Genomic DNA, 5,332 nt, shown 5'->3' with positions numbered 1-5,332 from the left:
CTCTAACTCACGAGCGATCGGCTTCTGTTGTCAGTCTTGCGAATTCGTCAAACGCCCGTAACGCTAACGATATTCGTCGCCGCAGTCGCCGATAATGGGGAAAAGATCCCGCGATCGCTCCCAAATCGGTTCTAAACGCTGGCGGTCTTCGTCGTCTAAGCTGAAGTCGAACACTCGCGCGTTATCGGCAATGTGTTCGCTCAACCCCAATCGCGCCCCGACGATCGCTCCGGCTACCGCAGGTTGTTCGAGAACGTAGCGCACGGCGACGTTAGCCAAGCTGACGCGGTGTTTGTCGGCGATCGCCTTGAGGGTTGACAGTAAGTCTTGAAACAAGTTCCACCCGCCCCAAGCATCGATAATTTGTTTGTACTTGCGAAGCGAGACGGTTTCTAAGCCAAATGAACCGGGATCGGGATCTCCGATCCATTTTTCGGACAGGAACCCGCCGCAGAGCGTTCCGTAAGCGAGTAGTCGAACGCCCCGTTCTTGACAAAACGGTATCATTTTCACTAAAGGACGGCGATCGAGAAGGGAAAACTGGACTTGGTTCGAGACCACTTCTATGCCGTTCTCGAGAATAATTTGAAGGTGTTCGGTATCGAAATTCGTCAACGCTAAATGTCGGATTTTCCCCTCTTGTTGTAAGTCACTCATGTGCGCCAACGCGTCGAGATAGTTCGGGTTGCGATAGTCCCACCAATGAAACTGCAACAAATCTAAAGTTTCGGCGTTCGTGCGATCGCGGGCGCGATCGATATTTTTTTCGACGATCGCTCGCGTCATGCGTCCGGGGCGCGGTACCCATTTGGTAAAGGCTCGTACGGTTTCTAACGCCGCTTCACCGCGTTGGTTTGCCAGTCGTCGCCGAAATTCACCGATGAAGTCTTCGGCCGGGCCGTAGTGATCCGCCAGATCCCAAGTGGTAAAGCCAGCATCGACGTAATCGAACATGGCATCGATAGCACGTTCGGGATCGATGCGTCCGTGAGCGCCAGACACCTGCCACATTCCGTTGAGAACGCGACAGATCGTCATGTCAGAGGTCAACTGCACGCGGCTATTTTCAGGTAAAGACATGAGAAAATCGATAATTGATAACGTTTTGTACAGTCACCAGTCACCAGTCACCAGTGAAGACAGTTAACAGGTAACAGTTGCTCCCTCTCCCCCTCTCCCCCTCTCCCCTTCTCCCCTTCTCTCCCTCCCCTTCTCCTCATCACTGAATTTCAACCTTCACCTCGTATTCATAGCCTTTATAATTGGAGGGAAATTCGAGGGTGTAATCGCCGCTTTCGGGAAGCCGTCCCGTCCAAGTCGATTCTCCTCTCATTCCTGCCGCGTTGGTGAGTTCTGTTCCGTTGGGAGAGTAGAAAAACGGAAGCGGTCCTTCGAGGGCGGTTAGGGTCGTGGTTTGTCCGGCCGCTGCCTCGAGATAGTATTGGTGAGTTCCAGTTCCGATAAAGCGATCGCCCAAGGTAATGGCGGTGGCGTTGACGGGAAACTGGACTCTGGCGACTTTTTGGTTGCAACCGCTCTCGGTCAGGTCTTTGTAAATCCACCCAGCAACGGGATCGGAAATTTTCCACCAAGATCCCTCGTCGCTTTCGACAGATACGAAGGTTCCGTTATCGAGAGTTCCGACAATATTGCCCTCGGCGACTTCTGGGGCCGATCGCACGTTGAGAGGAGCGTCGGGATCGCTCACTCTCGCCATAGTCGTGGTGCAACTGACGAGACGGACGGCGGCGGGTTGCGGTGTGGGGGTGGGAGTCGGCTCGGAAGGTGGGGTCGGTGCGGATGCGGGGGCTTGGGAAAGCGGTTCGGGCGGTGCGGACGCGGGGGCTTGGGAAAGCGGGTCGGGCGTCGCGGTTGGCGTGGGGTCGGGCGTCGCGGTCGGCGTGGGGTCGGGCGTCGCGGTCGGTGGGGTTGTCGGAGATGGCGTGACGGTTGCAGACGGATCGGAGGAGGTCGTGCAACTGCTGAGTGTGAAGAGGAAAATCAGGGCGATCGCAGGAGAAGTAAAACGCGGAAACTTCATCGGGATTGGGGGAGTCCAAGGATAAAATCAGGGAGCCGAAATGGGAAAACTTGGTGGTGAGGGACGACTCCGATTCGATTATACGTCTGCGAGGATTTTTCCCTGAGAAGCAATAACTGCCTGCATTTGGGGATCGCCGATCTTTCAACCGGTGGAGGTAGGAGACAAACCGATCGGAAAAAGACGGCGGATCTGACAATTCGTCTGTGAAATTCATCGCTCCGCTTAGCAGAAATCGATCCTCGAGTCACCGATCGGCCGTCGATCCCCACCTTTACAATTTGTAATAAAAAATGAAAAAGTCTGGAGAGTGAAGAGGTTAGTGGCCAGCCCTTTGAGGTTCTCATCGCTTACCCCCGATAGAATACTGAGGTTTGTTCGATCTTTTATCGAATTTTTCGATTTTCTTTATAATGAAGAAATACCTAAACTGTTTTAGTAACGCGAGACTGGCAAACACGATCGCTTTTTTTCGCGCGAAAACCCATCGAACCCCAACAGCGATCTGAGGAGCGAGTAGGAGACTTTTCAATGAACGTAGAGGAGCAAACCCAAGATTTAAAACAACGCCTCGATCGTGAGGTTTTGTTGCACCGAATGACCAACCGAATTCGCCAGTCGTTGGAGCTGCAAGAAATTCTCGATGCGGCAGCAGTCGAAACGCGAGCGTTCCTCGAGGTCGATCGGGTCAAAATCTATCGATTCAACGCCGACGACAGTGGCGAAGTGGTGGCCGAATCTGTAGTTGAAGGGCGACTTCCCTCTCTTCTCGGGCTGTCCTTTCCCGCCGACGACATCCCACGGTCAGCTCGAGAACGGTTCGTAAAGGAGCGAGTACGAACTGTGATTAATGTCGGCCAACGTTTGATCGGGTTGAGTCAAACTGAAGCCTCCGATCTGCCAGACGAACACCGAACCCTCGATGGCTGTCACGCCGAGTATCTCACCTCGATGGGGGTGGCGTCCTCCCTCGGCGTTCCTATTCTCCAAGGCGATCGCCTGTGGGGATTGCTCGTCGCCCACCACATCGAACCCCGTCACTACGATCGCCCTAAATTACAACTGGTTCAAGCCGTGGTCGATCGCTTGTCGATCGCCTTAGCTCAAGCGGAACTGCTAGCCGAAACGCGCCGCCAAACCCAACGCCAAGCCACGATCGACCGGATCTCCACTCTCCTACACGCTCGACCCACCATCGAACTCGAAGCCGCGCTCGAAGCCACGGTCGAAGCCTTCGACGGTGTCGGTGGAAAACTCTACGTTGCCAACGACTCCCCCCTCCATGTGTACTGTGGCGTCTGCCCGGACTTCGGCGAAACTCCGACCTTAGAAAACGTATATCGTGACTGGGGAGAGTCTTGGGTTCGAGACCGCTCTCAAGACAACGGACAGTCTTCTAAACCCCTGTTCGAGACGCAAAACCTTACCGCCGTTCCCGAACTGGCGTCCGTCGCCGATGCCTTTCTCGATGTGGGAATTCGCGGGGTGCTGGTGTTGCCCCTCCACTACCGACAACAGTTTTTAGGCTATCTGAGTCTCTTTCGCCCGGAAACCGATACCGAAATCTGGTGGGCCGGACAGTTCGACCCGACCGAACTACAGCAACGCCCCCGTCAGTCGTTTGAGGCGTGGAGACAGCTCAAACGGGGTCAGTCTCAACCCTGGACGGAGGACGATCGACTCCTGGCTCGGGAACTCGGCGAACGGTTTGCCTCTGCCATCCAACAGTATTTACTGTACCGGGAAGCGCAAACTCTCAACGCCACGTTAGAACGACAGGTGGCCGAGCGCACTGCCGAACTCCAACAATCCCTCGAACTGACCGAAGCGCTCGCTCAAATTGCCGACCAAATTCGCGGCAGTCTCGACTCCGAACAAATTTTACAAACCATCGTCCGTGAAGTCCGCGCCCTCCTCGATACCGATCGCGTCGTCATTTACCAGCTCCTCGATGCCGAACGCGGAGAAATTACCGTCGAAGACGTGCGCGGTTCGTGGAAATCCATTTTGGGACAACAAACCCCACCGGGCTGCTTTCCCGAACGGGTGCGCCAGCAGTACCGACTCGGGGGCGCTAAAGCGATCGCCGACCTCGACGCGATCGATCTGACTCCCTGTCACCGAAGGTTTCTCGACTCTCTACAAGTCCGGGCGAGTCTCATCGTTCCGGTGCGTCGCGACGAGGTCTTGTGGGGACTGCTCGTGGCTCACGAGTGTCAAGGTTCGCGTCAGTGGAGACCCCGCGAAGTCGAAGTCGTCGAACAACTGGCCAAACAAGCCGCCATTGCTATCTCGCAAGCGGAACTGTTCGCGCAAAGCCGCCAAGCCACTGAAACCGCCAACGCGAAAGCTCGACAGCTCGAACGGGCGCTCGAAGAACTCAAACAGACGCAAACGCAACTGATTCAAAGCGAAAAAATGTCGAGTTTGGGACAGCTCGTAGCGGGGGTCGCCCACGAAATCAACAATCCCGTCAACTTCATTTACGGGAACTTGGTTCATACGACGGAGTATACCGAAGAGCTGATCGAACTGTTGCAGCTTTATCAACAGTACTATCCTCAACCCGTACCGGAAATTCTCGATCGCGCCGAGGAAATCGATCTCGAGTTTCTCATCGAAGATTTACCCCGAATGCTAGGATCGATGAAAATCGGGGCAGAGCGCATCCGCCAAATCGTGCTGTCGCTGCGGAACTTCTCCCGCCTCGACCAATCCGATCTCAAACCGGTCGATCTTCACGACGGTATCGAAGGCACTCTGACGATTTTGCACCACCGCTTGAAAGCTAAAGCCAACCGCCCGGAAATCGAGATCGCCAAGCATTACGGCGAACTGCCACCGGTTGAATGTTACGCCGGACAGCTCAATCAGGTGTTTATGAATTTGCTGAGCAACGCGATCGAAGCCTTCGAGGGATTCGACGAGAGCAAGGGCAAGCGCACGATCGAGATTCGCACCGAAGCGAGCGCGGAAAATTGGGTGCGCGTGACGATTTGCGATAACGGCTGTGGCATTCCCGAAACGGTGCGATCGCGCATTTTCGATCCCTTCTTTACGACGAAACCCGTCGGAATCGGTACGGGGCTGGGACTGTCGATCGGCTATCAAATCGTGGTAGACAAACATCACGGTCGTTTTGAGTGCAACTCGCAACTGGGTCTCGGGACGGAATTTCGTCTCGAAATTCCCATCTGTCAGCACTCTAGCGAGCGAGAAACTCACAGCGACAGTCCCGCGTCAGCGGCTAAGATATAATCTAGTCTCCGCAGTCGTGGGGGGGGGGGCGCG

Annotated in this window: 3 protein-coding genes; 1 reads left to right on the top strand and 2 read right to left on the bottom strand. The window is 55.1% G+C overall.

Annotation, left to right across the window (positions count from 1 at the left end; all coding sequences use genetic code 11):
* Positions 1-63 precede the first annotated feature (63 nt).
* Together POG22_RS23305 and POG22_RS23300 are read right to left on the bottom strand one after the other, a co-directional pair.
* Positions 64-1,080, bottom strand: a complete 1,017-nt coding sequence (locus tag POG22_RS23305) for an aldo/keto reductase (RefSeq protein ID WP_498907305.1) — start codon at positions 1,078-1,080, stop codon at positions 64-66.
* A gap of 139 nt (positions 1,081-1,219) precedes the next feature.
* Complete coding sequence (locus POG22_RS23300; RefSeq protein ID WP_498907304.1) at positions 1,220-2,041, bottom strand: SH3 domain-containing protein; 822 nt, start codon at positions 2,039-2,041, stop codon at positions 1,220-1,222.
* A 531-nt stretch (positions 2,042-2,572) separates the two neighbouring features.
* Between POG22_RS23300 and POG22_RS23295 the strand changes: the two genes are divergently transcribed.
* Positions 2,573-5,299, top strand: coding sequence for a GAF domain-containing protein (locus POG22_RS23295; RefSeq protein WP_498907303.1), 2,727 nt, complete (start codon positions 2,573-2,575; stop codon positions 5,297-5,299).
* Positions 5,300-5,332: the final 33 nt, after the last annotated feature.

The sequence above is a fragment of the Geitlerinema sp. CS-897 genome (genome assembly GCF_028368005.1).
Classification (GTDB): Bacteria; Cyanobacteriota; Cyanobacteriia; order Cyanobacteriales; family Geitlerinemataceae; genus Baaleninema; species Baaleninema simplex.
The sequence above is the reverse complement of the archived record's forward strand: the minus strand, read 5'-3'. Positions and strand labels throughout refer to the sequence as shown.